Raw genomic sequence first — 24,663 nt, forward strand, 5'->3', positions numbered from 1 at the left:
ATGCGCCGGTCGCCGCGCGCCCCGCATCAGCCGTCTCGCTGCGTCACGCGCGCGATCTTCTGCGCCAGCTCGCCCAGGTCGACCGGCTTGCACAGATAGCCGTCGAACCCCGCTTCGAGCGCGCGGCGCTCGTCGGCGAGTCCTGCGTGTGCGGTCACGGCCAGCACGCGCAGGTCGGGCGGCGTGGCGCCGTTCGCGCCGCCGTGGCGCAATGCGTCCAGCAGCCAGAAGCCGTCGCCGTCGGGCATCGCGAGGTCGGACAGCACGACGGTGGGCCGCATGTCGTCGACGACCGCGAGTGCTTCGCGGCCCGACGATGCGATCGCGACGGTCGCGCCGAGCGTCGTCAGCGCCGCCGTCAGGCTCGCACGTGTGGTTGCATCATCGTCGACGATCAGGATGCGCTGCCTGTCGAGCGCGAGCGGATCAGGGCGCTCGCGCGGCTGCGCGACGCCCCACGCCATCGCGCCGATCGGCTGCCAGCCGGCCGGCAGCGTCACGGTGAACGTCGCGCCGCGATTGCGGCCCGGGCTGTCGACGCGCACGTTGCCGCCGTGCAGCTCGGCGATGTGCCGGACGATCGACAGGCCGAGCCCGAGCCCGCGCCGCGACGACGCCGGCGATTCGTCCGCGCGGCGGAACATGTCGAATACATGCGGAATGAACGCGGCGGGAATGCCTTGGCCCGTATCGGCGACGGTCAGCACCGCGTGCGCGTCGTCGCGCGCGAGCGTGACCGTCACCGCGCCGCCGCCCGGCGTGAATTTCAGCGCGTTCGACACGAGGTTCGACACCATCTGCCGCAGGCGCTCCGCGTCGCCCGACACCACGCAAGCGCTCGCCGTGCACTCGAATTCAAGCACTATCCCGGTGGACGATGCGGCCGTCTGGAACGCTCCGACCACATCGGAGAACAGCCGCACGACGTCGACCGGCATCGCATCGATCCGCAGCTTGCCGGTCGCGAGCGACGATGCGTCGAGGATGTCGCCCACCATCCGCGTGAGCGAACGCGCGCTGCGGTCGATTGCGTCGACCGCCTGCTGCTGCAGTGCGGCGTCGCCGGAATGGCGCAATACCTCGACCCAGCCGTAGATCACGTTCAGCGGTGTGCGCAGCTCGTGCGACACCGTCGCAAGCAGTTCGTCCTTCAGGCGGTTCGACGTATCGGCATGGTCACGCGCGTCGCGCGCGCCCTGCAGCGAGCGCTGGGTGCGCAGCTCACGACGGCGTTGCGCGCCCGTCTCGCGCAGCGTCAGCGACAGCGCGACGCAACTGCGCGCATCGCCGCGCACCGGGCAGGCGGACACCGTCGCGCGAAACCGCCGGCCGTCGCGCCGCACGCACAACAGTTCGAGCGGGCCAACCGCTTCATGCATCGTGTCGAACGCTTCGGAAAGCGGATTGCGGCGCAGCCAGCGCATCGCGACCAGCGCTTCGAGCGGACGCCCGCGCGCGTCGGCTTCGTCATACCCGAAGATCCGCTGTGCAGCCGGGTTCCAGCTGACGATGCGGCCCTGGCCGTCGATCCCGACGATCGCGTCCGGCGACGCATCGACGACCGCGAGCTGCAGCCGCGACGTATCGGTAAGCGCGCGTTCCGCGCCGGCATCACGCAGCAGCAGCACCGCGCCGTCGACGTTGCCGTCCGCATCCGCGATCGGCGACGCCGTCTCGACGATCGGCACCGGCGTGCTGCCGTCCGCGCCGTGCAGCCAGTGCCGGTCGGACAGCGCTTGCGCACCGCCGAGCGCGCGATCGAGCGACGTAGTCAGCACGCGCCGGTCCTCGTGATCGAACACGCGCAGCACGTCGCGCACGGGCCGGCCCGTCGCATCGACCGCGCGACAGCCGGTCAACCCGGCCGCGGCCGCATTCAGATAGGTGACCCGCCCTTTCGTATCGGCCGCGATCACGCCATGCGGCAGCGCCTGCAGCACGGCTTCGAGCTGCCGCCGCGCGGCGGCTTCGCGCCGGCGCGCGACGTCGTTCGCGAGCCGCGCGCGGCGCAGCATGGCCGCGATCGCGCAGACCAGCACACCGACCAGCAAGAAGGTGCCGAGCCGCACGAGCCGGTCGGGCAGCGGCTCGGTATAGGCGCCCGGATCGGACAGGAACAGCGTCCAGACCAGCAGCCCGCTGATGCCGGTCGACACGATGCCGAACGGGAGCGAGGTCGCCCACGCCGCGCCGGCCAGCATCGGGTAGTACAGGACGAGCGGCAGGTTCACGCCGCCGAAGCGGATCGCGAGCGTCTGCAGCACGGTCGCGATCGCGACGAGCATCACGGCGGTTGCGTAATTTCCGGCTTGCGGCCGCGCAGTTTCAAACATCGGACACGCTCCTGCCGGCAGGCTGGCGTCGGCCGGCCACCGGTGACCGGGCGGGCATGCCCCCTGCTCGCCCGCATGCTCGGCGACCGGCACCGCTGGCCCGGCCGCTTGCACCTCTTGCACCTGTTACGACGGAGACATTCAGGACATGACCGCTCCAACACGCTGGCTCGTCGTCTCGCCGCATCTCGACGATGCCGTCTTCAGCTGCGGACGACTGCTCGCGCAAACGCCCGGCTCGGTCGTCGTCACGGTCTTCGCGGGCATTCCGGCCCGCGATACGCCCGCCCAGCCGTGGGATCGCCGCGCCGGCTTCCATAGCGCCGACGAAGCCATGCGCGCGCGCCGCGACGAAGACCGGCACGCGCTCGCGATACTCGATGCGCGGCCCGTGTGGCTCGACTTCCTCGACGACCAGTACGGCACGCCGGCCGCCTCGACGGCGATCGCCGCGCGCCTGGCCGACACGATCGATGCGCACCCGGGTTTCGGCGTGCTGGCGCCTGCCGGCCTGTTCCATCGCGATCACCTGCGCGTGCAGCAGGCCATGCTGGCGCTGCTGCGCGCCCACGCCCGGTCGGGCGACGTATCGCGCGTGTGGCGCTTCTACGAGGATGTGCCGTACCGGCGCATCGACGGGCTGATGGCCAGGCGCGTGATCGGCTGGCGCGAGCATGGCTGGATCGGGCATCCGGTCGGCGCGCCGGCCGGCAGCCGCACGGAGGGTGCAGCAGCGAAGGCCGCCGCCGTGGACGCCTATGCGAGCCAGATTGCGCTGTTCGAGCCTCATATGCGCGCCGATCTCCGTGAACCCGAAACGTACTGGCGGCTCGCATGCGGCAGCTTGTCCGTGTAACACCCGCGCGTGTCGCGCTGCCGCCGCGCGAAGGGCGCGTGACGGCGGTCGTGCTGACCTGTCAACGCGCGGCGGAACTCGCGCGCACGCTCGCCCGGCTCTCCGACCTGCCCGACCGGCCCGCGATCGTGGTCGTCGACAACGGGTCGGACGACGAGACCGCCGCGCTCGTGCGCGACCGCTTTCCGCACGCGGCGCTGGTGCATGCGCCGGGCAACCTCGGCGCGGCCGGTCGCAATCTCGGCGCGGCCGTCGCGCGCACGCGCCACGTCGCGTTCTGCGACGACGACACGTGGTGGGCGCCCGGCTCGATCGCGGAAGCCGCGAACCTGCTCGATGCGTATCCGCACGTCGCGGCCGTCACCGCGCGCGTGCTGGTCGGCCCGAACGAGCGCGAAGACCCGACCTGCCGGCTGATGGCCGACAGCCCGCTCGATGCGAGCGTCGCGCTGCCCGGCCGCCCGATCCTCGGGCTCCTCGCCGGCGCGACGGCATTCCGGCGCGACACGTTCCTGCGGGCAGGCGGCTATCACCCGCGCTACTTCCTCGGCGGCGAGGAAGCGCTGCTCGCGCTCGACCTGTATCGCGCCGGTGCGTGGCTCGTGTATGCACCGCACCTGACGGTTCATCATTACCCTTCGATGCAGCGCGACGTCCAGACGCGCGTGAGTGTCTCCACCCGCAACGCGGTGTGGACCGCGTGGCTCAGATGGCCGGCCGGCGCGGCGCTCGGCAATACGATCCGCATGCTGCCGCGCCTGTGGCGTGAACGCTGCGTCGCACGCGCGTTCGCCGGGCTGTCGTGGATCCTGCGCGAGCGGCGCCCGATTCCGCCGCACGTCGAACGCATGCGCCGCCGGCTCCGTGACGAGGCGCGGCGCCGCGCGGACGCGCGTGCGTGAGCGCATCGCGCACGGCATCAGGAGTCCGGCTTTTCCGCTTCGTCTTCCAGTTGCGCGAGCCGGTTGTAAATCGTCTTCAGGCTGACGTCGAGCACCTCGGCCGCCTGCGCCTTCACGCCGCCGCATTGTGCGATCGTGCCGAGGATCAGCTTGCGGTCGACCTCCTCGAGCGGCGTGCCGAACGGCACCGTCACGCGATCTTCATGCGAGTCGACCATGCTCGACAGTTCGTCCATGATCGGCGGCGGCAGCGTGTCGATCACGTCGGTGTCGCTGAAGATGCTCGCACGCTGCACGAAGTTGCGCAGTTCGCGCACGTTGCCGGGCCACGCGTAGCTCTTCAGCGCTTCGCGCGCGGCCGGCGTGAAGCGCAGGTTGCGGCCGCTTTCCTCGTTGTAGTGCTGCAGGAAGGCATCCGCGAGCATCGGGATGTCGTCGCCGCGCTCGCTCAGCGACGGCAGCGGAATCGGGAACACGTTGATCCGGTGATAGAGATCGGGCCGCAGCTTGCCGTCGGCCATCGCGGCTTCGGGATCGCGATTGGTCGCCGCGACGATGCGCACGTCGACGTCGATCTCGCGCGTCGAGCCGAGCCGCGTGAGCCGCCCGGTTTCCAGCACGCGCAGCAGCTTGACCTGCGATTCGACCGGCATCTCGGTGATTTCGTCGAGGAACAGCGTGCCGCCGTCCGCGCGTTCGAAGAAACCCTTGTGCTGCCGCTCCGCGCCGGTGAAGCTGCCGCGGTCGTGGCCGAACATCTCGCTTTCGACGAGGTTCGCGGCAATCGCGCCGCAGTTCACTGCGAGGAACGGTCCGCGCCGGCGCAGGCTCAGGTCGTGCACCGTCTGCGCGGCGAGTTCCTTGCCGGTGCCCGATTCGCCGGTGAGCAGCACCGACGCTTCGGTCCGCGCGACGCGGCCGATCGCGTCATAGACGGCCTGCATCGCGGGCGAGCTGCCGAGCATCCGGCCGAAGCGCCCGAGGCGCTTCAGCTCCGAACGCAGCTCGGCGATTTCCTCGTGCAACGCGGTGGTGCGCGGCACCCGCGCGAAGATGCTGTTCAGCCGCTGCATGTTGAGCGGTTTCACCAGGTAGTCGGTCGCGCCGCGCCGCAATGCATCGATCGCGGTTTCGAGGCTCGCGTGACCGGTGGTCAGCACCATTTCGCAATGCGCGCGCTTGGGCAACGCGTCGAACAGATCCATCCCGTTGCCGTCCGGCAGTACGAGGTCGCACAACACGAGATCGGGGGTATTCGTCGAGACGAGCGTGCGCGCTTCTTCGAGCGTCGCGGCCGTGTCGCACACGAGCTGCTGCGCTTGCGCGAGCGTCGCAAGCATCGCGCGCGTATCGGCATCGTCTTCGACGATCAGGACATGAGGCATCGAAGCTCCTTGTAATGCGGCCCGGCGCGAGCATCGGCCGAAACCGCGGCGAGCATGCGATGCGGGGTACGACGCCGCGCACCTGGCGGCACATCCGCACCGCATGTGAACGATCAGACAAGCCGTGCTGCCATGACAAACGCGTGCTTAGCAGTATAGAAGAAGCGTGTCGTGCATTCGCTGCTCATCGAATAAATCTATCCGCTCGCGGCTGGCACATTGCCAGATTCAATCCGAAAGGAGACGGATAAAGTTTATGCTGTCCACGTGGAAAACGACGCGCACCCGTCATTTTTTCACCTCGCTTTCACCTTGTCTCGCCGATTTCGGTCAAAAATTCCCAATACGACTCACCCATGTCGAAATCAGCCGATGACGGCACGCGGCTGTTCGGCCGCTCGCAAACGATCCAGCAGTTGCTGCTGAAAGTAGCGCGTGTTGCCGCGACGCGCGTCAGTGTGCTGGTGGTCGGCGAAAGCGGCGCCGGCAAGGACATCGTCGCGCGGCTCATCCACGACATGAGTCCGCGCCGGCGCGGACCGTTCGTACCCGTCAACTGCGGTGCCATCCCGAAGGACATCGCGGAATCGCATTTGTTCGGACATGAAAAAGGCAGCTTCACGGGTGCCGTTGCACAACATGTGGGCATGTTCGAAGCGGCACGCGGCGGCACGCTGTTTCTCGACGAAATCGCGGAAATGCCCGCGGAATTGCAGGTAAAGCTGCTGCGCACGCTCGAGTCGAACACGATCGTGCGCGTCGGCGGCCACGAAGCGATTCCGCTCGACGTGCGGATCGTCGCGGCCACCCATCACGATCCGGTCGAGGCCGTGCGCAGCGGCCGGCTACGCGAGGATCTCTTCTACCGGATCGCGACGATCGCGCTGCATGTGCCCGCGCTGCGGCAGCGCGAGGACGACGTCGGCGACATCGCGCTGCAGATCGTCGAACGGCTGAACGCGCGGCACCGCACACGCAAGCGCCTGTCGATCCAGGCGATGAAGGCATTGCGCGCCTACACGTGGCCCGGCAACGTGCGTGAGCTGCGCAATGCGCTGGAGCGTGCATTCATCCTTGCGGACGAACAGATCGAACTGCAGCTGCCGCGCCGGCTGCCGCCGCGCGAGGAAGTGCGCCACAACGCGATGACGCTGCACATCGGCACGACGCTCGCGCATACGCAGCAGCGCTTCATCGCCGCGTCGCTGCGCCATTACAACGGCGACAAGCCGCGTACCGCGAAGGCGCTCGGCATCAGCCTGAAGACCTTGTACAACCGCCTCGCGCTGCTACCCGAACACGAACGCAACGCGACGAGCGGCGCGGCCGATGCCGGCGGCACCGCCGGTGCCGCGAGCGCGGCCACGCCACCCGGCCCGCCCCCCGCGTAAGCGGGCCGCCCAAAGGCGGCGTCGGCTAGGGCCTGTTCACGCTAATAACGGGCTTGCGCTGGCCCCACGAATGAATTTTCCAAAACAGGGGAACGTGCCTTTCCGCCCGCATTGCGGCGTCGTTCGTCGTTGCAATAGCTACGGCTATTGCGCCTCCTCTCTCCTTGCCCTGCGGGCGGAAAGGCACGTTCGCAAGCCCGTCATTAGCGTGAACAGGCCCTAGGACGCGACGTCGCGCAACGCGTTGTCCCAGTCGCGCACGAACCGCTCGATCCCGAACCGCTCGCACGCGTCGCGCTTCGCCGCCGCGCCCCACTCGCGCGCGAGTTCCGGATCGCGGATCAGCATGCGCATCGCGTCGATCAGCACGGCCGGCCGCGTGTCGGCAACCCCGTTGTAGCCGCTCCTCACGAGCTGGGCCATCTCGGTCGTTGCAATCGCAACGATCGGCAGCCCGATCGTCATCGCCTCGATCACCGCGAGCCCGAGGCTCGTGTAGCGGATCGGGTTGAAGAAGAACCGGTAGTGCGACAGGAACTGCGGCAGCGCCGGGTTCGGTACTTCGCCGATGCCGCCGAGCGCGGTCGAGCCCATCCCGACCAGGTCGAGCGGCACGCTGTGACGCACGACCTCGAACAGGTCGGCACCGAGACGCCGCCCGCGCCGTGCGAGGTTGTTCACGACCGTCACGCCCTTCGGCAGCGTGCCGTGATACGCGACGCCGTCGGGCAGCAGCACGCCGTGCTCGATCACGCGGGTCGGCGTGACGCCGCTGTCCCACATCAGTGCGTTGAACGGCGTCACGTGCACCAGCAGCACGTGCGGGTCCTGCACCGGATGCAGCGTGTCGGTCGGATGCTCGCGCGGCGGATCGTGTTCGACGAACAGCGCCGGCAGCACGCGCTGCGCGTCGCTCAGCAGCCGCAGCCGGTCGTGTTCGTAGTGACTGTGATGCTGATACAGCACGCAGTCGAACTCGGTGTCGCGCACGCATTCGGCGGGCACCTCGTGCACGTTGTCGCCCCACGGCAGGTGCCCGACGCGCCCCGCATATCCGGGCGGATGCTGCTGCTTCGTCACGATGTAGAAATCGTGCGGCGCCTGCGACAGGTAATACAGGTAGTTGCCATGCACGTGCCAGGTGAGCACGCGCAACCGCTTACGTGACATGACGTCTCTCCTCCGCGAGCAGTTCGCCCACCCGCTCCATCACGTCGTCGATGCCGATCGCGGTCGCGCACTCGTGTCCGTACGGACAGGTGTCGAACATGCACGGCCGGCAGGCCGGGTAGTTCGCGAGCACGCGATGACGGTCCGCGTCGAGCGGCGCCCAGCGGGCCGTGTCGCTGCCGCATGCGACGACGACGCTCGGCGTGCCGAACGCCGCCGCGACGTGCGACACGCCCGTGTCGTTGCACAACAGGAGCCGCGCGCGGCCGATCAGCGCGGCCAGCGCGCCGAGCGGCGTGCGCCCGCACAGGTTCACGCACGGCCGCGCGAGATGCTCGACGAATGCGGCAGCCAGCGCGAGTTCCCCGCGCGTGCCGGTCAGCACGATCTGCCAGCCGTCGTCCGCGAGCTGCCGCGCGGCGCCCGCGAAACGCTCGATCGGCCAGCGCCGCGACGCCATCCGCGCGCCCGGATGGACGATCACGTAGCGGCCCGGGTCGAGCGCGTGCTCGTCGCACAGCACATGCCACAGCGCGTAGTCGAGACCGCCGAGCGGGAATTCCAGGTAGTCGCCCCAGTCCGGATAGCCGAGCTTGCGCGTCAGCGACAGGCAGTGCGTGACCTCGGGCTCGCCGTCGCGCCACGTGATGGAACAGTCGAGCTCGGTCGTGCCGCCGTCCGGCGGCACGAAGCCGGCGGTGCGCGTCGCGCCGAGCGACGCGACGATCGCATTGGTCTGCGCGCCGCTGCCGTGCAGCTGGATCGCGAGATCGAAGTCGCGCGCACGGCATTCGGCGACGAAACGCTCGCATGCGGCCGGCTCGGCTTCCGGCTGTTCGCGGAGGCCCGGCGCGCCGGGAAACGCGATGAAATTGTCGATGTAGTCGGAGAAACGCGACGCGAATTCACGCGCCGACGGCAACCCGATCAGCGTGATGCGCGCATGCGGTTCGCCGCGCCGCAGTGCACGCAGCGCCGGCACCGCGCACAGCATGTCACCGAGCTGCAGCGCGCGGAATACCGCGATGCGCATCGGACCGGACGACGAAGCAGAGTCGAGCATCATAGGAAGAACACCCGGAAGTGAAGCGCGCCGCGCATGCGCCAGTACAGCGACACGGGCGGAATCGCGATCGACGTGACGATCATCTCGGCGACATGCGACGGCGTGAGCCGCGTACCGCGCAGGCGCTTCACGCAGAACGCGGCGGTGATCACGGCCCAGGCCGCCGCGCACGCGATGCCCGGCGCGCGCCAGCCGGCCACGAAGCAGCCGAGCGCGCCGAGCGCGAACAGCACGGCCGCGTAGTAGTTCCACGGCGGCATCGGCCGGATATGGCGCCGGTAGGTCGCGCGATGCTTCTTGTACAGCAGCGCGTCGAAAAACACCTTCGACTGCTGGCCGATGCTCGCGCCCCAGCGTGCGGGGCGCACCGGATGCACGATGCGCGCGGCATCGACGCCGACGATCGGCCCCGCATGCTCGCGCAGCGCGAACATCAGGTCGGCATCCTCGCGCCACGCGCGCGTGAAGCGTTCGTCGAAACCGCCGACGCGCTCGAGCGCCGTGCGCCGCACGAAGCAGTTCGCGGTCGCGAATTCCGCACGCGCGAGGCCGGCCACGTCGCGCTCGTAGTCGGTCGGGTGCGGCCGCAGCGGCACATCGATGCGCCCCACCGCCGCCACCGCCGACGGTTCGGCCAGCAGCGCGGCCGAGCCGTAGCGCAGCCAGGTCGGATCGGGAATCGTGTCGTCGTCGGTGAACGCAATCAGCGCGCCGCGCGCGCTGCGCCAGCCGACGTTGCGCGCGCCGGCCGGCCCCTGCGTATCGGGCGCCGTCATGTAGCGGATCACCGGCACGTCGGCAACGCGCCCGCGGCACGCGTCGACGACGGGCCACGCGCTGCCGGCCCGGTCGTCGTCGACGACGACGATCTCGTAGGTGGTCGGATCGAACACCTGCACGCACAGGGCATCGAGGCAGCGTTCGAGCAGATCGGGCCGCCGGTAGGTCGGCACGACGACCGACACCACCGGCGGCAGTTGCGTGTCGCGCATGTTCATCTCGGTTTCTCCAGCAGGAACGAACCGATCACGAGCGCGTCGAGCGGGGACGTCCAGAAGCACTCGATCGCGTCGCGCGGCGAGCACACGATCGGTTCGCCGCGCGTGTTGAACGACGTGTTGACGAGCACCGGCACGCCGGTCAGCGCGTCGAACTCGGTCAGCAGCGCATGCAGCAGCGGATGCTGGTGTTCGTCGACGGTCTGCACGCGTGCGGTGCCATCGATGTGGCGCACCGCCGGAATCGTCGCTTCGGCGCCGGGCGCGACGTCGTAGACGAACAGCATGAACGGCGCGCGCAGCGGCGTGCGCCGGCCGCCGTTGAACCAGTGATGGGCACGGCTTTCGAGCACGACCGGCGCCACCGGGCGGAAGTCCTCGCGATCCTTGATCCGGTTCAGCTTGCGCTGCATGTCCGGATCGATCGGCGAAGCCAGGATCGAGCGCGCGCCGAGCGCGCGCGGCCCGAACTCCATGCGGCCCTGGAACCAGCCGATCACGCGGTTCATGGCGAGCAGCGCGGCCGTCTGCGCGGCGACGTCCGCGAGCCGCCGGTACGGCAGCTGTGCGTCCTTCAGGAACGCCTCGATCGCGTCGTCGCTGTACGACGGCCCGAGATACGCGTGGTCCATTCGCCAGTCGCCGCGCATCCCGCGCATCCGGAAATCGGTCCACAGCGCGGCGCCGAGCGCCGTGCCCGCGTCGCCGGCGGCCGGCTGCACCCAGACATCGTCGAACGGGCCGCGATCGCGGATCTTCGCGTTCATCACGCAGTTCAGCGCGACGCCGCCCGCCATCGCGAGCTGCTTCTCGCCGCTTTCGGCGGCGAGCCAGTCGACCGCCTGCAGCGTCGTTTCCTCGAGCACCAGCTGCAGCGCGTGCGCGATATCGCAATGATGCGGCTCGATCGGGGCGCCGCGTTCGCGCGGCGCGCCGAACCGCGCGGCCAGGTCGCAGTCGGCGACTTCGTAGCGGCCCTGGCCGTTGTAGCGAACCAGCTTGCGCATCTCGTCGGCGAGCACCGGCTTGCCGTACGACGCGAGCGCCATCACCTTGTATTCGTCGGACGAGTGCAGAAAGCCGAGGTAGCGCGTCACGTGCTCGAACAGCAGGCCGAGCGAATGCGGCATGTTGACCTGTCCGAGCCGCCGGTACGACTGGCCGTCGAACACGCCGTAGCTCGTCGTCGCGCGTTCGCCGCGCCCGTCCATCGTCATCACCGCGCAATGGTCGTACGGCGCCGCGAGAAACGCGCTGGCCTCGTGCGCGAGATGGTGCTCGATGAAGTGCCAGCGGAACGGCCCGTCGTGCGCGACGCCGCGAAAACGTCGCTGCAGATGATGCGGCACGCCGCCCGCAAGCTGGCGCGGCGCGTTCACGATCGACGACAGGAACAGCGGGTGCCACGGCGATGCGCCGTCGGCGCGCGGCGCGTGCGCGGACGGTGCAAGCGGCAGCGTCAGCTCGGGCGTGTTGCCGCGACGATCGAGCTCGAGCCACGGATCATACGAATATGCGACATGGTCGACGTCCGCGAGCACGATGTCCGCTTCCGCGAGACAGTAGTCGATCGCATGATACGGCAACTCCCACGTCGAGAACGGCACCGGCCGCTTCGCATGCTTCACGTGCGTGAAGCGTTCGTCCTCGGCCGCCGCGATCACGACGCCATCGCGCACGAGGCACGCGGCGCTGTCGTGAAACGCGGCGTTGATGCCGAGCGTGTAAGTGGATCCGGGCATGCGTCAGCTCCTCGTCGTGACATGCGCGAAGGGAATCACGTTCGATGCGTTCACCGCGACCGGCGCGTCGCCGTGCGCGGCGGCCCGCGCGGCCGCGCGCCGCGCATGGCGCTCGCTGCCGCGCAGCAGCGCGTGCGTCGCCGCGACGACGTCGTCGACGCTCACGCCGAGCAGGCATGGATGGTCCGGCTGGTTGCACACGCTGCGATAGCAATTGCGGCACGGCACATCGACGTTCAACGCGCGGTGCGGCACACGCCACGGCGTGTGCTGCGGGTTGGTCAGGGCGTACAGGTCGACGACCGGCGTGCCGAGCGCGGCCGCGAGATGCACGGGGCCGCTGTTGTTCGACAGCAGCAGGTCGGCCGTCTCGATCAGCGCGCCGAGTTCGCCGAGCGGCAGCATGCCGGCGAGCGGCACCGCGCGCGGCCCCGCGCGTTCGCACACGGCGTCGACGAGCGCGCGCTCGTCGGCGCTGCCCGTCACCGCGATGCCGTCGAACAGCGGCGCGAGCCGCGCGGCCGCCGCGCCGAAGCGCTCGGCCGGCCAGCGCCGCGACGCCGCGCTCGCGCCGGGATGCACGACCAGCCAGCGCGCCCGTGCCGGCCCCGGCCGGTGCGGGCTGCCGATCCGCTGCAGCGCGGCGCGCAGCCGGGCGTGCAGCATGCGCCGCGCCGCCTCGCCGGGTTCGAACGCCATCCGCCAGTCGGACGTCTTCGCGCCGACCGCGCGCACCAGCGCAAGCTGGCGCGCGACCTCGTGGCGCACGTGCGATTCCGGCTCGGTCTCGGCCACGCGGTCGGTCAATAGTTCATACGGATTCTCGCGGCAATGCGCGAGCCGCAGCGGGATGCCCGCGAGCCAGCACATCATCGCGGCCGGCAGCGGGCTCTGGCTGTAGACAGTGAAGATCACGGCCGCATCGAAGCGGCCGGCCAGCAACCGGTCGATCATGTCGAGATCGGCGACCGGATCGCCGCACACCTTCGGATGCTTGACCCACGGCGCGTCATACGTCCACACGTCGTCGACCATCGGCAAGTGCCTTTCCAGCGCGGCGCCGGTACGCGACGTCAGCAGCGTGAGCCGGCGGCCGGGGGCGCTCTCCTTCAGCGCGCGCAGCGCGGGCGTCGTCATCAGCACGTCGCCGAGGCTGTCGAGCCGCACGCACAGGATGCGGCGTGCACGATCCCACGCAACGCTCATCGACGCCCCCACAAGCCGTGGCGGCGCGCCGCCTCGCGCGCGACGATATCGGCGGCCAGATCGAGGCGGTCGACCACATGGTGCGGGGTGCGCATCGCATCGAGCCGCCATTCGGTCTCGTTGCCGCAGTCGACGAGGATCGTACTGCAGCGCGCGGCACGGCCCGCCTCGACGTCATCGAGGATGTCGCCGATCATCCAGCTCCATTCGGCGACGGCGCCGAGCGTGGCGAGCGCGCGGCGCAGCATCCCCGGGCGCGGCTTGCGGCACAGACAGTCGCAGGCGTAGCGCCACACGCTGCCCGCCGGGTGATGCGGGCAGTAAAAAAAGTCCGCCAGCAGCGCGCCGTTCGCTTCGAACAGTTCGGCGAGACGCTGGCGGACCGCGCCAAGCTCCTGTTCGGTAAAGCGGCCGAGCGCGACGCCCGGCTGGTTCGACACGACCGCGAGCGGCATGCCCGTCGCGCCGAGCGTGCGCAGCGCGCGCGCGGCACCCGGCGCAAGCTGCATCCGCGCGGGATCGACGTTGTACGGCACGTTCTCGAGCAGCGTGCCGTCCTTGTCGAGCAGCACCGCGCCGGGCAACCGCCGTTCGCGCGTCAGGGCCATGACGTCTCCTTCATCGGCAGCACCATCAGTTCCGGCACGACGGTGCCCGGCGGCTGCGTCAGCACGAAACGCACGGCGGCCGCGACGTGCCCGGGCGGCTGCAGCGTGTCCTCGTCGATGTCGGGGAAGCGGTCGAGCAGGAACGGCGTGCGCATCCCGCCCGCGACGATCGCCGACACGCTCACGCCGGCCGGCCGCAACTCCGCGTGCAGCGCATGCGACAGGCCGAGCAGCCCCCACTTCGTCGCGTGATACGCGGAGGCATTCGGCCACGCGCGCTTCGATGCGGTCGACGCGATGTTGACGATGTGGCCGCTGCCGCGCGCCTTCATCATCGGCACGGCGGCATGGCACATCAGGTACGGGCCGAACAGGTTGGTCATCAGCACCTGCTGCCACGCGGTGACGCTCACGTCGTCGATCGGCGCGGTCACGTCGATTGCCGCGTTGTTGACGATCACGTCGAGATCGCCCAGCGCGTCGCGCGCATCGCGCACGGCCTGCAGCACCGACGCCTCGTCGCGTACGTCGAGCGGTATTCCGATCGCCTGGCCGCCATGCCGCTCGAGGCGTTGCGCGACGGCCGCCGCGCGATCGCCGTCGAGATCGGCGACGATCACGTGCGCGCCGTGTTGCGCCAGTTCCTCGCAGATGGCCTCGCCAAGACCGCGGCCGCCGCCGGTGACGAGCGCGGTGCGGCCGGCGAGCGGCGGGCGGGCGGGGTCGTGAGTGGCGTTCAACATGGATCTCCTGCAAGCGTCCGAAGAATCGCGGGAATCGCGGTCGTGACGCTTGTCGTGACAAGCGGCGCTACCGGAGGTACAGCGAGAACCATGCCAGTCTGCGCACGCCTGCGCCGTATCGGGCCTCGGCGCGCGCCCGCTGGCTTTTTTTATAACCTGCTGTAAAAAGCGGCCCGGCCGGCCGCGCTCAGATCGCGAGCCCGTCGGGTGTCGCTTGCGCGCGATGCTTCGCGAGCGCGCGCAGGCAGTGCGCGATGCAGCCCGCGAACGCCTCGTCGAACCACGGCTGCGCGCCCGAGACGCCGACCACGATCCCGTGCTGCGCGACGCCGCCCCACAGGTTCGTGTCGCCCGCGCGCAACCGGTACGGCTCCAGCGCCTGCACGAGATGACCGTCGCGGCCGGTTTCCCACGACAGCCGCGCCTTCGCGCGCGCGTACGCGCGATAGTCGGCATCCCAGTCCTTCGGGTCGGGCAGCGAGAACTCGTACAGGATCGCGTCCTCGAACGCCGCGTCGCGAGGCCCGAGCGCCGGGTCCATGATCACGATGTGCAGGCAGCCGCTGTCGCCGACGAAGTCGCTCTGCAACGCGGCCGACAACGTCGGCAGCAGTAATTCGACGGCCGCGACCGCGGCCTGGCGGTCGGCAAACGCGCTACCGCCGCGACGCTCGGTCAGTGCTCCACGTGTCGTCGGCAGGGGAAGATTCGACATGGATTTCTCCAGAGGGAAACGGGAAACGCGAGGGGAAACGCGAGCGCGCGCAGCGCCTCGATCAGGTCGGCCGCTGCCGCGCGAGTCGCGATCGTCGCGCGGCAGGTCGTCGGTGCCGGTCGTCATGCGCGCGATGCCTGTGGCCGTGGCCCGGTCGTCCCGCGCGTCGGCCGTCAATGGCGCGGTTCGTGATCGCTGCCGGTGCCGGTGCCGCTGCCCGGTTCAGGATCGCGCGCGGCGGGCTGCGTCGGCGTGACGGTGCGTTGCGACGGATGCAGCACCATGCCCGTGTCGTGTTCGCCGTCGCGGCGCACCCGCACGCGGTTCTCGACGTCGCGCACGCACATGCAGCCGTCGGCGATGTCCTCGATGTCGTGCTTCATCCAGCGCTGCGGCACGGTGCCGTCGAGTTCGACGCGGCCGTCGCGCACCTGCACGGTGACGTCGCTTACGTCGATGTCGAGCGCATACGTGAGCTGCTCGCAGACGTCCTCGCGAATCCGCTCGTCGGACCGCGTATAGCCTTTCGGGCCGCTGCGATGGCGCATGGCCTCGCGTTGCGCGTCGCTGCCGAAGCGCGACGGGTCCGGCGCATCGGCACGGCGTGGATCACGTGGGTCGCGTGGGTCGTAGTCGCGCTCGCCGCCGTACCAGCCCATCCGGTGATGACCGCGGAACGCCGGCTGGTCCCCGCCATAGCGGCCTTCACGACCCTCGCCGCCTGCCGTGCGCCGGCCGCGGTTGCCGTAGCCGTGTTCAGCCTCCCACGCGGGATCGCGCGTACCGCCCGGCGCGTCGCGCCAGTCGGTGCCGGTATCGCCGCGACCCTGCTCGGCAGACAAGCGCGCCGAGCGTTCGCTCCATTCGCTGCCCCAGTCTTCCGGGCCGACGTCCTCGCTCGCGAAGCGCCGGTACGCGGATTCATAGTCGGCGTCGTGCCGCCGCGGTCCGTCGTCGCGGAAGTCGCGCTCCCCGGCGCCCCGGTACGCGCGTTCGCCGCGCTCCTGCCAGTCGGGCGGGCCGCTGCGTTCGGCTTGCCGTCCGGGATATCGTCGTTGCATCGTGTCTCTCCTTGCGCGCGCCAGTGCCGCGCACGGCCCCATGCCGCATCGCGGCGCGCGTCGGTCGGGTCGTTGCAAATCGCGTGCCGCATGCGCGGCCGGTGCCGGGGTCGCGAGCCGGACGTCCCTATCTGCAACGCGATTGCAGTTTTTGCGCGACGACGCGCCGTATCGGGCCCCTATGCGCCGCCCGCGCCCGGTTCCTCGGGCACGTCAGGATCGTCGATGCCGCCGGGCTCGCCCAGCCGTTCCGTGCGATCCGGCTCGATATCCGCGCCTTCCTCGAGCCCCGCGTCGCCGTCCGCCGACGCGCGCTCGCCGGTGCCCGCGCGATCCGTATCGCTGTCGAGCGCGGCGTCGCCGCGTTCGAGCGCGTGCTCGTCGAGCGGCGAATCGACGTCGAACGCATGACGGCGCGCGCCGGCCGTGTCGCTGCCGCTGTCGGACGAGTCGCTCGGCCCCAGCGCGCGGCCGTCGCGGCCGCGCCGTGCGTTCTCGTCGTCCGGGCCGGCCGGTTCGTTGTCCGGGTTCAGTGTGCTGTTCATGGCGGTGTCCTCGTGTAGCCGTGGAGCGGCGCGCCGCTGCCGGACCGGCGTTCGCGCGCGGCCCGCCACGGCGTGCGGACCCGACGGCGATGCAAGCGGCATGCCTCGCCGCCATTGCGCGGGCCGTCGCCCGCCGGATTTCCTGCGTCGTGCGGCGGGCGGCACAGGCGATGCGCACCCATTGATCAGCCGAATTGAGTTCCCTTATGCTTGCGGGGGCCAATCCGAATCGAGTTGCCGCCGCCGGCTCGCCCGGCCGTGGCAGGGCGCCACGAGCGCCCTTGCATCCGACTTGCCGTGCCGATGAAGAAAGACGACCTCATTTCCGATCCGCCCCCGCCGCTCGGGCCCGCCGACGCGCGCGATTTGCTGCACCGCTTCGCGGAGTTCCGCTTCGAGACCGTCGTCGGGGCGATCACCGACTACGCGGTGTTCATGCTCGACCCGCACGGCAACGTCGCGACCTGGAACGCGGGCGCGGAGCGCATCAAGGGCTATCGCACCGCCGAGATCGTCGGCCACCATTTCTCGCGCTTCTATCCGCCCGACGCGATCGCGGCCGGCCGGCCGGCGTTCGGCCTCGACGAAGCCGTCGCGAACGGCCGCTTCGAGGACGAAGGCTGGCGCGTGCGCAAGGATGGCTCGCTGTTCTGGGCCAGCGTGACGATCACGGCCGTGCGCGACCATGCCGGCCAGCTGGCCGGCTTCATCAAGATCACGCGCGACATGACCGAGCGCAAGCGCCTCGCGGAACTCGAAGTGTCGACGCACCGGCTCAGCGTCTTCATCGCGATGCTGGCGCACGAGCTGCGCAACCATCTCGCGCCGCTGCGCCATTCGGTCGGCGTGCTGCAAAGCCTGCGCGATCCGGCGCCGGCGCTCGCGCAATGCCGCGACGCCGTGCATCGCCAGGTCGCGCAGCTGACGCGGCTGGTCGACGACCTGCTCGACGTCGGGCGCATCACGGCCGGCAAGGTCGAGCTCAACAACGCGCCGGTGACCGTGCGCGACCTCGTCTGCCGCGGCGTGGAAAGCATCCAGCCGAAGCTGGCCGCGCGCGAGCAGCGCATCCGCGTCGACCTGCCGGCCGATCCGCTGGTGGTGTGCGGCGACGCCGCGCGACTCGTGCAGGTGCTGCACAACCTGCTCGACAACGCATCGAAATTCTCGCCGCACGGCGGCCGCATCGACGTCGGCGCGCGCGTCGAAGGCTCGGTCGTCGCGATCCGCGTGACCGATCACGGCGTCGGCATCGCGCCGGGCTCGCTCGAATCGATCTTCGACCTGTTCGAACAGGAAGGCGTGGCGGGTCGGCGCCCGTCGGACGGGTTCGGGCTCGGCCTCGCGATCTGCCGGTCGTTCGTCGAGCTGCACGGCGGGAGGATTGCCGCCGAAAGCGACGGCCCCGGCCACGGCGCGACGTTCACGGTGCGGCTGCCGGTCGAGCATGCCGCGCGCACGGCGCCCGTCGACGCGCCCGCGCCGCGCGCAATCGAACAGCCGGCGGGTGTGCCGCTGCGCATCGTGGTGGTCGACGACAACCACGACTCCGCCGACACGCTCGCGGTGCTGCTGCAGGTCAAGGGCCACGCGCCGCGCGTCGCGTACAACGCGGACGACGCGCTCGCGCTCGCCCGCGACATGGTCCCGCACCTGATGCTCATCGACCTGTCGATGCCCGACGTCGACGGCTTCACGCTGCTGCGCGAACTGCGCGCGATCGACGCGCTGGCCGGCATGACCTGCGCCGCGCTGTCCGGCCATGCACGCCCGGACGACCTCGCGCGCACCGCGAGCGCGGGCTTCGACGATCACCTCGTGAAGCCCGTCGAGATGGCGGTGCTCGACGCGCTGCTGCAGCGCGTCGCGCGCAAGGTTCAGGACGCGCGCTGACCGCTCATGCCATCGCGCGGCACATCGCCGCACACGCGTCGCATGCCAGCGCGCAGCGGCGGCAATGGTCATGCGCATGCAGCAGGCACTCGGCCGCGCACAGCTCGCACGCATGCGCGCACAGCGCACACACCTGCGGTGCGAGCACGCTGCGGCGCGCCATTGCGCCCGATGCGAAGCGGCACAGCTGCGCGCACTCGATGTCGAGCGCAATGCAGCCGGCCAGCGCGTGCGGGTCGGGTTCCGCGAGGCACCCGGCCGTGCATGCATCGCATGCGAGCGCGCACGCATCGCACGCAGCCATGCAGTTGTCGTAGCGATCGTTGATTGCGTTCATCTCGGCCCTCCTCGTTCCGGTTATCGATGCGAAAGTCGCCGATGCCGTGAAATACGACGGCTTTCGTGTCGGGCCCTCCTTGGCGACGGCGAAAAAGGTGGATGTGACCGTCGCGTCGATCGAGCAAGGCGCGCACCCGGCGGCGCGCATCGGGAAATCAGGAGAGCGTGGGCTGCGCTGCATTCAGCGACGGGAAGACGTCGCCATGCCATCCCGTCATCACACGTGCGGCGCGCCCTGCTGCTCCAGCGCCGCTTCCGCCCGCAGGCAGTCGAGATCGCGGCCGATCGTCGCGACCGCGAGCCGCGTATTGCCGCGCCAGAACGTCACCGAACCGTCATGCGCGCGCAAGTCTCCGTCGATCTCGACGCGGTCCCATTGCTCCGCATGGCCGACATAGCGGATCGTCAGGTCGTAATGCTGGCTCCAGAAGAACGGCACCGCGTCGAACGGCCGCTGCTGGCCGAGCATGTTGCGCGCCGCGGCGATGCCCTGCCGCTCCGCGACGACCCAGTGCTCGACGCGAATGCGTTCGCCCGTCAACGGATCGGGCCAGCGCGCGATATCGCCGGCCGCGTAGATGTCCGGTGCGCTCGTCTGCAGGAAACGGTCGACCGTCACGCCGCGATCGACGGCCAATGCCGCGTCCTGCGCGAGCGCGACGTTCGGGTGCACGCCGATGCCGACCACCACCACGTCGGCCGGCAGCGCGTCGCCGTTCGACAGCGTCACGCGGTCCGGCGCGATCTGCGTGGGCGTCGCGCCGAGATGGAACGTCACGCCGTGCGATTCGTGCAGCGCGCGGATCGTGTCGCCGAGCGCGTCGCCGAGCACCCGCGCCATCGGATGCGCATCGGGCGCGACCACCTGCACGTCGAGCCCGCGCGTGCGCAGCGCGGCGGCCGCTTCGAGGCCGATGAAGCTCGCGCCGACCACGACGCAGCGCTGCGCGCTCGTCAGCTTGCCGATCAGCGCATCGCAATCGGCGCGCGAGCGCAGCACGCACACGTGCGGCAGATCGGCACCCGGCACGGTCAGCCGGTTCGGCTCGGCGCCGGTCGCGAGCAGCAGCGCGCCGTAGCCGACGCGGCTGCCGTCCGCGAGTTCGACCGCGTGCTGCGCGGGGTCGATCCGCGCGACGCGCGTGCCGCAGCGCACGTCGATGCGCTGCTCGGTATAGAACGACGCGCCGCGCAGCGGCAGCCAGTCGGCCTCGGCCGTGCCGGCCAGATAGTCCTTCGACAGGTTCGGCCGATCGTACGGCGGCTCGCTATCCGCGCTCAGCAGCGTGATCGCGTGCGGATAGCCTTCCTGCCGCAGCGTCACGGCCGCCGCGATCGCGGCCGCGCCGCCGCCGACGATCACGACCGACTCGGGCAGCCCGGCCGTGTTCAACACCGGCGGCGATGCGGCCGGCCGTGCATCGAGCACGACCGCGCGGCCATCGCGACGCTCGACGCGCCAGCACGTCAGGCCGTCGAGTGCCGGCGCGCGCAGCAGTTCGCCGGTGCGCAAGCAGAACGCCGCGTGATGCCACGGACAGCGGAGCGTATCGCCGACCAGCAATCCTTCAGCCAGCGGTGCGCCGTAGTGCGGGCATTGCGCGCCCACGGCAAACAGTTCGTCGGCGCGGCGTACCAGCAGCACCGCTGCGTCGCCGACCCGGCCCTCGATCATCGCGCCGTCGGCGAGATCGTCGAGCGCGATGCCCTGTGTGAGATCAGGAGGTGAAGACGAGGTGGTGCTTGCGGACATGGCGTGACTCCCTTGGGGCGGGGTAACGATCCCATTATCGGTGTCCTTCCTGAAAAGAACAGGTACAGACGCCCCCGCAGCGCACGCAAACACGGACTGTGGCTCGCATGCGATCCACGACCGGCATGGAACGTCATCCACGTTGCGGTGCAACACGTGCAACACCGCACGCGTGCGCACGGGGTTGCGCGACCGGAGCAATCCGCGTGCCGCGCCGTCAGTCCATGCAGGCCGTCGCGAGCTTGCCGACCGTGACGATCGCCCGCTCGGTCTCCGGCGACCACGGGCTGCTGTAGTTCAGCCGGATGAAATTACGGTAGGTGTCCTCGATCGAGAACATGTAGCCGGGGCCGATCGTGATCCCCTGCTCCAGCGCGAGCTGGTACAGCCGCATCGCATCGACCTGCGGCGGCAACTCGACCCACAGCACGTAGCCGCCCGCCGGGCTCGAGATGCGCGTGCCCTCCGGAAAGAACCGCGACACCATCGCGCGCATCAGGTTCGCCTGCTGCGCATATGCCTTGCGCAAGCGCCGCAAGTGATGTTCGTAGCCATCGCGCTCGAGAAACTCGGCGATCGCGAGCTGCGGCAGCGACGGCGTCGCCAGCGTGTTCAGGAACTTCAGCTTCTCGACCTGTTCGCGATAGCGGCCCGGCAGCGCCCAGCCGATCCGGCAGGCGGCCGTCAGGCTCTTCGAGAACGACGCGCAGTGCAGCACGATCCCGTTGCGGTCGAACGCCTTCAGCGCGCTCGGGTGCGCATGGCCGAAATACAGTTCGTTGTACACGCCGTTCTCGATCACCGGCATGTCGGCTTTCGTTGCGAATTCAACCAGTTCGCGCTTGCGCTCGTCGGGCATCTGGAAACCGAGCGGATTCTGGAAGCTCGGCATCACCATGCATGCGGCAATCGGCTCGCGACTTTTCGATCGCCGCCAGTGCTGGCGTCGCATATTACCGCCGCGTATGCGCATCCTCCTCGACATCGTCGACTTCCATCGGAAAGCGATGCTGACCGAAGCTGAGGATCAGCACGCCCACCGCGAGCAGCACGATCCCGAACGTGGTCATCAGCATCCGCTCGGGGCTGTCGGTGGCGCCGCGCAGGATCAGGTCGCGCGCGAGCGACGTCATCGCGATGAACAGCGGAAAGCGCACCGGCAGCCGGCCGAGCCGCAGGTAACGCACGTCCATCGCGAGCACTTCGAGATAGAGAAACATCAGCAGCAGGTCGGTCAGCGACACCTCGCCCGCGAGCACGACCTTCCACGCTTCCTGCGTCATCGCGAACGCGGTCGCGAGACCGATCACGATCAGCCCGGCCAGCTCGGCCGCATGGAGGAAGTGTCCGAAGCGGCGGCGGATGCGCTCGGTGGCCGTATCGGCGGAAGCAGTGGACGTATTCAAGGCGATGACCGGTGCAGTGACGTAGGGGCCGCGCTCGACGCTCCGTCGACACGGCGAAGGGTTTCGGGCGGCGGGAAGCCCGCGACGGATGCATCGGGAACGGTTGCGCACGCATCGGCCACGGTGCTGGCCCGCGCGACCACCGCAACATAAATACGCATCGCTTCCAGCAGGTTCATCATGATGGCCCTCGTCGCGGGCGGAGCGAACCTAATCTACTGCACGCGCCACGCCCGCTCAAGAGCACAGCGCCGCGGGTTTCAGGAGTACAGCTGCACGCCCGCGACGCAAAATCGGACCCCGATCAACCCATTCGAATGACAGATTGCCGATACGTGTTCCAAAGACCCGCCGAAGCTGCTAGATTGCAGGCTCGACGACGTTACGCGGTGCGGAAGGGTCACGCGCCGGGCGAACGCGCGGCCACCCTGTCTGCCTCCCCCTTGCGCGCACGGGCGGCGGGCTGCCGCCGCTGCGGCCCGTTGCGCGATGCCCGCGCAACGTCCTTCATCCGCATGTCACAAAGAGAACAGCCGCATGACACAGTCCAACCGTTCGTCTTCGCGCGCCGCGGCAACCGCGGCCCGTCCGTCCCGACATGACTGACCGGCAGGCCGCGATGCAAACCCGTCCCCCGCTTTCCCAGGCCGTTCACAGCCCGATCACGCGTAGCGCGATCTTCCTCGTCGCAACCGTCAACCCGGGCGCCGAGCGCGCCGACACGATCCGCGCGTGGTGCGGCGACATCGCCGCGCTCGTGCGCTCGGTCGGCAAGCGCGTGCCGGGCGGCAACCTGTCCTGCGTATGCGGCTTCGGCGCCGACGCATGGGATGCGCTGTTCGGCGATCCGCGCCCCGCGTCGCTGCATCCGTTCCGCGAATTCGGCGCCGGCCAGCGCGTGGCGGTCGCGACGCCTGGCGACATCCTGCTGCACATCCGCGCCGACGCGATGGACCTGTGCTTCGAACTCGCGACGCAACTGCTCGGCGTGCTCGGCGACGCGGTCACGGTCGTCGACGAGGTGCACGGCTTCCGCAACTTCGACCAGCGCGCGATGATCGGCTTCGTCGACGGCACCGAGAACCCGGAAGGCCGCGAGGCGGTCGACTTCACGGTGATCGGCGACGAAGATGCGGAATTCGCCGGCGGCAGCTACGTGATCGTGCAGAAGTACCTGCACGACATGGCCGGCTGGAACGCGCTCGCGGTCGAGACGCAGGAGCGCATCATCGGGCGCACCAAGCTGTCCGACATCGAGCTGGCGCCGGACGTGAAGCCGTCGTGCTCGCACAGCGCGCTGACCACGCTCGACGAAAACGGCCAGGAGGTGAAGATCCTGCGCGACAACATGCCGTTCGGGCGCCCCGGCTTCGGCGAATTCGGCACCTACTTCATCGGCTACGCGCGCTCGCCGGCGCCGATCGAGCAGATGCTCGAGAACATGTTCGTCGGCCGCCCGCCCGGCAACTACGACCGGCTGCTCGACTACAGCCGCGCGGTCACCGGCTCGCTGTTCTTCGTGCCGTCGGCCGACCTGCTCGAAGCGCTCGCCGATCGCACCGCACCGGCCGCCGACGCCACCGCCGCCGCGCAGCCGGCCCCCCCATCGCCCGAGCTGCGTCGTGACGGCTCGCTGAACATCGGATCGCTGAAAGGAGCCAAGGCCTATGAATAACCTGCACCGCGAACTCGCGCCGATCGCCTCGTCCGCCTGGGAGCAGATCGAGGAAGAAGTGGCACGCACCTTCAGGCGCTCGGTGGCCGGGCGCCGCGTGGTCGACGTCGAAGGCCCGGCCGGCCCCGAGCTGTCGGCCGTCGGCACCGGGCATCTGCGCGAGGTCGCCGCGCCGCGCGAGCTGGTGGGCGCACGGCTGCGCGAAGTCCGCACGATCGTCGAGCTGACGGTGCCGTTCGAGCTGAGCCGCGATGCGATCGACAGCGTCGAGCGCGGCGCGCGCGATGCCGACTGGCAGCCGGCGAAGGACGCCGCGCAACGGCTCGCGTTCGCGGAAGACGGCGCGATCTTCGACGGCTATCAAGCCGCCGGCATCGTCGGCATCCGTGAAGGCACGTCGAACCGCAAGCTCACGCTGCCGGCCGACGTCAGCGCGTACCCGGACGCGATCAGCGACGCGCTGGAAGCGCTGCGGCTCGCCGGCGTCGACGGCCCGTACTCGGTCGTGCTCGGCTCGGACGCCTATACGGCGCTGAGCGAAGCGCGCGACCAGGGCTATCCGGTCCTCGGCCACATCAAGCGCATCGTCAGCGGCGAGATCATCTGGGCGCCGGCGATCAGCGGCGGCTGCGTGCTGTCCACCCGCGGCGGCGACTATGAACTGCACCTCGGCGAAGACGTGTCGATCGGCTACACGAGCCATACCGACAAGGTCGTTCGCCTGTACCTGCGCGAAACGTTCACGTTCCTGATGCTGACGAGCGAGGCATCGGTGGCCGTGGCGCCGCAGGCCAACGCGGCGACCTGACGTCCCGCCCGCGCGTGATGCCTGCCGGGTGTCGCGCGCACCGGTCGCATGGCCGGCCGCACGTTCGT

Annotated in this window: 22 protein-coding genes and 1 pseudogene; 6 read left to right on the top strand and 17 right to left on the bottom strand. The window is 69.9% G+C overall.

Going from position 1 to position 24,663, the window contains the following annotated elements; translation table 11 throughout:
- Window positions 1–26: 26 nt before the first annotated feature.
- A complete protein-coding gene (locus DIE06_RS23445; protein WP_124663400.1) occupies window positions 27–2,333 on the bottom strand; it encodes an ATP-binding protein in 2,307 nt (768 codons plus the stop codon).
- Window positions 2,334–2,481: 148 nt separating this feature from the next.
- On the opposite strand from DIE06_RS23445, the gene DIE06_RS23450 reads away from it, so the two are divergent.
- A complete protein-coding gene (locus DIE06_RS23450; RefSeq protein ID WP_124663401.1) occupies window positions 2,482–3,189 on the top strand; it encodes a PIG-L deacetylase family protein in 708 nt (235 codons plus the stop codon).
- Entirely contained in the window at window positions 3,168–4,091 is a 924-nt protein-coding gene (locus DIE06_RS23455) for a glycosyltransferase family 2 protein (RefSeq protein WP_124663402.1), read from the top strand. The genes DIE06_RS23450 and DIE06_RS23455 overlap by 22 nt, the downstream gene beginning before the upstream one ends.
- 17 nt (window positions 4,092–4,108) lie before the next feature.
- On the opposite strand, the gene DIE06_RS23460 is transcribed toward DIE06_RS23455, so the two are convergent.
- Window positions 4,109–5,476, bottom strand: a complete 1,368-nt coding sequence (locus DIE06_RS23460) for a sigma-54 dependent transcriptional regulator (protein WP_124663403.1) — start codon at window positions 5,474–5,476, stop codon at window positions 4,109–4,111.
- Between the two features lie 356 nt (window positions 5,477–5,832).
- Between DIE06_RS23460 and DIE06_RS23465 the strand changes: the two genes are divergently transcribed.
- On the top strand, window positions 5,833–6,867 hold the full coding sequence (locus DIE06_RS23465) for a sigma-54-dependent Fis family transcriptional regulator (RefSeq protein ID WP_124663404.1): 1,035 nt from the start codon (window positions 5,833–5,835) through the stop codon (window positions 6,865–6,867).
- A 219-nt stretch (window positions 6,868–7,086) separates the two neighbouring features.
- On the opposite strand, the gene DIE06_RS23470 is transcribed toward DIE06_RS23465, so the two are convergent.
- The 10 genes from DIE06_RS23470 to DIE06_RS23515 form a co-directional block, all read right to left on the bottom strand.
- Window positions 7,087–8,037, bottom strand: a complete 951-nt coding sequence (locus tag DIE06_RS23470) for a glycosyltransferase family 4 protein (protein ID WP_124663405.1) — start codon at window positions 8,035–8,037, stop codon at window positions 7,087–7,089.
- Window positions 8,027–9,103, bottom strand: coding sequence for a glycosyltransferase family 9 protein (locus DIE06_RS23475; RefSeq protein ID WP_124663406.1), 1,077 nt, complete (start codon window positions 9,101–9,103; stop codon window positions 8,027–8,029). The genes DIE06_RS23470 and DIE06_RS23475 overlap by 11 nt, the downstream gene beginning before the upstream one ends.
- Complete coding sequence (locus DIE06_RS23480) at window positions 9,100–10,101, bottom strand: glycosyltransferase family 2 protein (RefSeq protein ID WP_124663407.1); 1,002 nt, start codon at window positions 10,099–10,101, stop codon at window positions 9,100–9,102. Before DIE06_RS23480 ends, DIE06_RS23475 begins: the two co-directional genes overlap by 4 nt.
- Complete coding sequence (locus tag DIE06_RS23485; RefSeq protein ID WP_124663408.1) at window positions 10,098–11,843, bottom strand: carbamoyltransferase C-terminal domain-containing protein; 1,746 nt, start codon at window positions 11,841–11,843, stop codon at window positions 10,098–10,100. The genes DIE06_RS23480 and DIE06_RS23485 overlap by 4 nt, the downstream gene beginning before the upstream one ends.
- Before the next feature lie 3 nt (window positions 11,844–11,846).
- Window positions 11,847–13,049 (bottom strand): glycosyltransferase family 9 protein, encoded by a 1,203-nt coding sequence (locus tag DIE06_RS23490; protein ID WP_124663409.1) that lies wholly within the window; start codon window positions 13,047–13,049, stop codon window positions 11,847–11,849.
- On the bottom strand, window positions 13,046–13,657 hold the full coding sequence (locus DIE06_RS23495; RefSeq protein WP_185733457.1) for an HAD-IIIA family hydrolase: 612 nt from the start codon (window positions 13,655–13,657) through the stop codon (window positions 13,046–13,048). Before DIE06_RS23495 ends, DIE06_RS23490 begins: the two co-directional genes overlap by 4 nt.
- Entirely contained in the window at window positions 13,648–14,400 is a 753-nt protein-coding gene (locus DIE06_RS23500) for an SDR family oxidoreductase (RefSeq protein ID WP_124663410.1), read from the bottom strand. Before DIE06_RS23500 ends, DIE06_RS23495 begins: the two co-directional genes overlap by 10 nt.
- A gap of 187 nt (window positions 14,401–14,587) precedes the next feature.
- A complete protein-coding gene (locus tag DIE06_RS23505) occupies window positions 14,588–15,115 on the bottom strand; it encodes a hypothetical protein (protein ID WP_124663411.1) in 528 nt (175 codons plus the stop codon).
- A 173-nt stretch (window positions 15,116–15,288) separates the two neighbouring features.
- The gene (locus tag DIE06_RS23510; protein ID WP_124663412.1) at window positions 15,289–16,176 is read right to left on the bottom strand and encodes a BON domain-containing protein; all 888 of its coding nucleotides are present in this window, start codon (window positions 16,174–16,176) and stop codon (window positions 15,289–15,291) included.
- Window positions 16,177–16,355: 179 nt separating this feature from the next.
- The gene (locus DIE06_RS23515; protein ID WP_124663413.1) at window positions 16,356–16,721 is read right to left on the bottom strand and encodes a chemotaxis protein; all 366 of its coding nucleotides are present in this window, start codon (window positions 16,719–16,721) and stop codon (window positions 16,356–16,358) included.
- A 303-nt stretch (window positions 16,722–17,024) separates the two neighbouring features.
- Between DIE06_RS23515 and DIE06_RS23520 the strand changes: the two genes are divergently transcribed.
- Window positions 17,025–18,614, top strand: coding sequence for an ATP-binding protein (locus tag DIE06_RS23520; RefSeq protein WP_124663414.1), 1,590 nt, complete (start codon window positions 17,025–17,027; stop codon window positions 18,612–18,614).
- A gap of 4 nt (window positions 18,615–18,618) precedes the next feature.
- Here the strand turns inward: DIE06_RS23520 and DIE06_RS23525 are convergent, their stop codons facing one another.
- The 5 genes and pseudogenes from DIE06_RS23525 to DIE06_RS23545 all read right to left on the bottom strand — a co-directional run bounded on the left by DIE06_RS23525 (window position 18,619) and on the right by DIE06_RS23545 (window position 22,294).
- The gene (locus DIE06_RS23525) at window positions 18,619–18,951 is read right to left on the bottom strand and encodes a four-helix bundle copper-binding protein (protein ID WP_124663415.1); all 333 of its coding nucleotides are present in this window, start codon (window positions 18,949–18,951) and stop codon (window positions 18,619–18,621) included.
- 219 nt (window positions 18,952–19,170) lie between these two features.
- Window positions 19,171–20,706, bottom strand: a complete 1,536-nt coding sequence (locus DIE06_RS23530) for an FAD-dependent oxidoreductase (RefSeq protein ID WP_124663416.1) — start codon at window positions 20,704–20,706, stop codon at window positions 19,171–19,173.
- Between the two features lie 217 nt (window positions 20,707–20,923).
- Window positions 20,924–21,647 (bottom strand): annotated as a pseudogene (locus DIE06_RS23535) (PLP-dependent aminotransferase family protein); the annotation flags it as partial.
- A 12-nt stretch (window positions 21,648–21,659) separates the two neighbouring features.
- Entirely contained in the window at window positions 21,660–22,112 is a 453-nt protein-coding gene (locus tag DIE06_RS23540) for a phosphate-starvation-inducible protein PsiE (protein ID WP_124663417.1), read from the bottom strand.
- The gene (locus DIE06_RS23545; protein WP_124663418.1) at window positions 22,109–22,294 is read right to left on the bottom strand and encodes a hypothetical protein; all 186 of its coding nucleotides are present in this window, start codon (window positions 22,292–22,294) and stop codon (window positions 22,109–22,111) included. The genes DIE06_RS23540 and DIE06_RS23545 overlap by 4 nt, the downstream gene beginning before the upstream one ends.
- Window positions 22,295–22,710: 416 nt before the next feature.
- Between DIE06_RS23545 and DIE06_RS23555 the strand changes: the two genes are divergently transcribed.
- Both DIE06_RS23555 and DIE06_RS23560 read left to right on the top strand, forming a co-directional pair.
- Complete coding sequence (locus DIE06_RS23555) at window positions 22,711–23,787, top strand: Dyp-type peroxidase (protein WP_124663420.1); 1,077 nt, start codon at window positions 22,711–22,713, stop codon at window positions 23,785–23,787.
- A complete protein-coding gene (locus DIE06_RS23560) occupies window positions 23,780–24,595 on the top strand; it encodes a family 1 encapsulin nanocompartment shell protein (RefSeq protein WP_124663421.1) in 816 nt (271 codons plus the stop codon). The genes DIE06_RS23555 and DIE06_RS23560 overlap by 8 nt, the downstream gene beginning before the upstream one ends.
- Window positions 24,596–24,663: the final 68 nt, after the last annotated feature.

This window comes from Burkholderia sp. Bp8998, assembly GCF_003854235.1.
Taxonomy (GTDB): domain Bacteria; phylum Pseudomonadota; class Gammaproteobacteria; order Burkholderiales; family Burkholderiaceae; genus Burkholderia.

Bases quoted from the DNA above. Each gene is read 5' to 3' on its own strand.
- DIE06_RS23445 (WP_124663400.1), bottom strand. From the start codon at position 2,333: ATGTTTGAAACTGCGCGGCCGCAAGCCGGAAATTACGCAACCGCCGTG.
- DIE06_RS23450 (WP_124663401.1), top strand. From the start codon at position 2,482: ATGACCGCTCCAACACGCTGGCTCGTCGTCTCGCCGCATCTCGACGAT.
- DIE06_RS23455 (WP_124663402.1), top strand. From the start codon at position 3,168: ATGCGGCAGCTTGTCCGTGTAACACCCGCGCGTGTCGCGCTGCCGCCG.
- DIE06_RS23460 (WP_124663403.1), bottom strand. From the start codon at position 5,476: ATGCCTCATGTCCTGATCGTCGAAGACGATGCCGATACGCGCGCGATG.
- DIE06_RS23465 (WP_124663404.1), top strand. From the start codon at position 5,833: ATGTCGAAATCAGCCGATGACGGCACGCGGCTGTTCGGCCGCTCGCAA.
- DIE06_RS23470 (WP_124663405.1), bottom strand. From the start codon at position 8,037: ATGTCACGTAAGCGGTTGCGCGTGCTCACCTGGCACGTGCATGGCAAC.
- DIE06_RS23475 (WP_124663406.1), bottom strand. From the start codon at position 9,103: ATGATGCTCGACTCTGCTTCGTCGTCCGGTCCGATGCGCATCGCGGTA.
- DIE06_RS23480 (WP_124663407.1), bottom strand. From the start codon at position 10,101: ATGAACATGCGCGACACGCAACTGCCGCCGGTGGTGTCGGTCGTCGTG.
- DIE06_RS23485 (WP_124663408.1), bottom strand. From the start codon at position 11,843: ATGCCCGGATCCACTTACACGCTCGGCATCAACGCCGCGTTTCACGAC.
- DIE06_RS23490 (WP_124663409.1), bottom strand. From the start codon at position 13,049: ATGAGCGTTGCGTGGGATCGTGCACGCCGCATCCTGTGCGTGCGGCTC.
- DIE06_RS23495 (WP_185733457.1), bottom strand. From the start codon at position 13,657: ATGGCCCTGACGCGCGAACGGCGGTTGCCCGGCGCGGTGCTGCTCGAC.
- DIE06_RS23500 (WP_124663410.1), bottom strand. From the start codon at position 14,400: ATGTTGAACGCCACTCACGACCCCGCCCGCCCGCCGCTCGCCGGCCGC.
- DIE06_RS23505 (WP_124663411.1), bottom strand. From the start codon at position 15,115: ATGTCGAATCTTCCCCTGCCGACGACACGTGGAGCACTGACCGAGCGT.
- DIE06_RS23510 (WP_124663412.1), bottom strand. From the start codon at position 16,176: ATGCAACGACGATATCCCGGACGGCAAGCCGAACGCAGCGGCCCGCCC.
- DIE06_RS23515 (WP_124663413.1), bottom strand. From the start codon at position 16,721: ATGAACAGCACACTGAACCCGGACAACGAACCGGCCGGCCCGGACGAC.
- DIE06_RS23520 (WP_124663414.1), top strand. From the start codon at position 17,025: ATGAAGAAAGACGACCTCATTTCCGATCCGCCCCCGCCGCTCGGGCCC.
- DIE06_RS23525 (WP_124663415.1), bottom strand. From the start codon at position 18,951: ATGAACGCAATCAACGATCGCTACGACAACTGCATGGCTGCGTGCGAT.
- DIE06_RS23530 (WP_124663416.1), bottom strand. From the start codon at position 20,706: ATGTCCGCAAGCACCACCTCGTCTTCACCTCCTGATCTCACACAGGGC.
- DIE06_RS23545 (WP_124663418.1), bottom strand. From the start codon at position 22,294: ATGATGAACCTGCTGGAAGCGATGCGTATTTATGTTGCGGTGGTCGCG.
- DIE06_RS23555 (WP_124663420.1), top strand. From the start codon at position 22,711: ATGACTGACCGGCAGGCCGCGATGCAAACCCGTCCCCCGCTTTCCCAG.
- DIE06_RS23560 (WP_124663421.1), top strand. From the start codon at position 23,780: ATGAATAACCTGCACCGCGAACTCGCGCCGATCGCCTCGTCCGCCTGG.